Source organism: Actinomycetota bacterium (genome assembly GCA_005774595.1).
In the GTDB taxonomy this organism is placed as follows: domain Bacteria; phylum Actinomycetota; class Coriobacteriia; order Anaerosomatales; family D1FN1-002; genus D1FN1-002.
This window is the reverse complement of sequence record VAUM01000285.1, coordinates 1-2,533: the sequence shown is the minus strand read 5'-3', so window position 1 is coordinate 2,533 and position 2,533 is coordinate 1. Positions and strand designations below refer to the sequence as shown.

At 73.3% G+C, this 2,533-nt stretch carries 4 protein-coding genes; all 4 read left to right on the top strand.

The window, feature by feature from the left end; genetic code table 11:
• Window positions 1-536 (top strand): hypothetical protein (locus FDZ70_09185; protein TLM70313.1); only part of this gene is annotated, 536 nt, incomplete at its 5' end.
• A 13-nt stretch (window positions 537-549) separates the two neighbouring features.
• A complete protein-coding gene (rsmA, locus tag FDZ70_09180) occupies window positions 550-1,416 on the top strand; it encodes a 16S rRNA (adenine(1518)-N(6)/adenine(1519)-N(6))-dimethyltransferase RsmA (GenBank protein TLM70312.1) in 867 nt (288 codons plus the stop codon).
• 47 nt (window positions 1,417-1,463) lie between these two features.
• Window positions 1,464-1,751 (top strand): hypothetical protein, encoded by a 288-nt coding sequence (locus FDZ70_09175; GenBank protein ID TLM70311.1) that lies wholly within the window; start codon window positions 1,464-1,466, stop codon window positions 1,749-1,751.
• 86 nt (window positions 1,752-1,837) lie between these two features.
• Window positions 1,838-2,533 (top strand): 4-(cytidine 5'-diphospho)-2-C-methyl-D-erythritol kinase (gene ispE / locus FDZ70_09170; protein TLM70310.1); only part of this gene is annotated, 696 nt, incomplete at its 3' end.

Here is a 2,533-nt window from a genome sequence, read left to right as displayed (position 1 = left end):
CCGCCGGCTCGCAGGGAGTGCGACTCGCCGTCTACGAGGTCGTCGTCACGGCCGGTTCCGAGGGGCGCCGCGTGCTCAAGTCCGAGCGCGTGGTGACGCCCGCGGTCGACCAGGTCGTGCACGTCGGCACGGGCGCGGCGCCGCGCACGGTCCAGGTGGCGTCGCGGGGCGACGACACGCGCGGCACGCCCGCGCCCGCGAATCCCGCCGCGACCCCGCCGACCGGTGGCCGCAAGCTCACGGTCGTCGCCACGGCGTACACCCCGTGGGACGCCGGCTGCGGCGGGATCACCGTGATCCAGCGGCGCATCGCACGCTACGACATCCCCTCGGGGTGGGGTGTGATCGCCGTCGATCCGGACGTCATCCCGTACGGGACGAGCATGTACGTGCCCGGCTACGGCTACGGTGTCGCCGCGGACACGGGCGGGGCGATCGTGGGCAACCGCATCGACGTGTGCTACTGGACCGGCGACGCGCGGGCATCGGCGCTCACGTGGGGGCGGCGAACGGTCACCGTCACCCTTCTCGACTAGGCGACGCGCCGCTGTGACGCATTCACCGCTGGCGTCGCCGTCGGCGACCATCGCCGTGCTCGAGCGCCACGGGCTGCGCACGCGGAAGTCGCTCGGCCAGCACTTCCTCGTCGACGACAACGTGATCGGGCGCATCCTGGGCCTCGCACGTCTGGGTCCGGGGGACGCCGTGCTCGAGGTTGGCCCGGGCATCGGGACGCTCACGGCCGCGCTCGCGGGCGCGGCGGGCAGCGTGGTCGCCGTCGAGCGCGACGCCGGACTGCTGCCCGTACTCGCCGAGACGCTCGCCGGATCCGTCAACGTGCGCGTCGTGCACGCGGACGCGGTGGAGGTCGCCGTTGCGGAGCTGTGCTCCGATGCGGGCCCGCCGACCGCATTCGTGGCGAACCTTCCCTACGGCGTGGCCGCCACCGTGGTCCTGCGCTTCTTCGAGGAGATCGCCTCGCTCGCCTCGGCGACGGTGATGGTCCAAGCGGAGGTCGCGGACCGCATGTCGGCGGCGCCCGGCGGCAAGGACTACGGCGCCTACACGGTCAAGCTGCGGCTGCTCGCCGAGCCCGCGGGGCGCTTCGCGGTGCCGCGGTCGTGCTTCCTGCCGCCGCCGCGCGTCGACTCGGCGGTGCTGCGCCTCGACCGGGCGCGCCGGCCCGAGTCGCCCGACGTCCTGCGCGACGCCGCCACGGCCGCGGACGCGGCCTTCGCCCAGCGGCGCAAGACGCTGCGCAACTCGCTGTCCGCAGCCCTGGCCGCCCCGGTGTCACAGGTCGAGCGTACCCTTGCGAGGGCCGGGATCGACCCGGGGCGCCGCGCGGAGACGGTGGGCGTCGACGAGTACCTCTCGCTGGGGGCCGCACTGCGCGAACATGGCCTTCTACCTTGAGTTCTCCGCCGCAGTGGAGTATGATTCCTGCCCTACCTCGAAGGGGGATGCTGGTGGAGTCTGTCAGGCAGTTGCAGGTAGTCGGTCGCATCCGGACCGATCTGGAGTCGATGATGGGTTCGCGCATCAAGCTCCGCGCGAACATGGGCCGGTCGAAGGTCCTCGAGCGTGAAGGCGTGCTCGAGCAGACCCACCCGGCCCTCTTCGTGCTCAAGGTCGAGGAGAAGCGCGACCGGACCGCTCGTGTCTCCTACAGCTACGTCGACGTGCTGACCGGTGCGGTCGAGTTGACCCACCCGGAGAGCGGTGAGAACGTCTTCCCCTGGCTGAACTAGCTGCGAGGGGCACGGAGCGACTGGATCGACCGATGCGGGGCCGGTGACGGCCCCGCATCCGTTTCCCGGACCGGGAGGGAGTGCGAGTGACCGATACGATCGTGGTCGCGGCCCCCGCGAAGGTGAACCTGTACCTCGCCGTCGGCGCGGCCGGCACCGACGGCTACCACGACGTCACGACGGTACTCGCCGCCCTCGAGTTCGGCGACGAGGTCACGATCGCGCAGGCCGACGCGCTCTCGCTGGTGTGCACGCCCGACGTGGGCGTCGCCGCCGAGGACAACCTCGCGTACCGGGCCGCCGTCGCGTTCGCTGCCACGTGCGGGCGCGAGCCCTCGGTCGCCCTGCGCGTGACGAAGCGCGTCCCGGCCGGCGCCGGCCTCGGCGGGGGCTCGTCGGACGCCGCCGCGGTGCTGCGCGGCCTCGCGTCGTTGTGGGGCGTGGACGGCGACGACACTCGCCTCCGCGAGACGGCGGTGACGCTCGGCGCCGACGTGCCGTTCTTCCTCGACGCACCGTGTGCGCTCATGGGCGGCCGCGGCGACGTCCTGCTGCGCGGGATCGACGCGCCGCAGCTCGACCTGGTCGTCGTGTGGCCGGGGGAGCCCGTGCCCACAGCCGCCGCATACCGCGCGTTCGACGCCGCACCGGCGCCCGTCCAGCCGTCCCCTGACGCGCTGCTCGCAGCCCTCGAGTCGGGTGACCGGACCGGCGTCGCCGCGCACCTGCACAACGCGATGACGTCCGCCTCGGCGGGGCTCGTCCCGGTCATCGCCGACGCG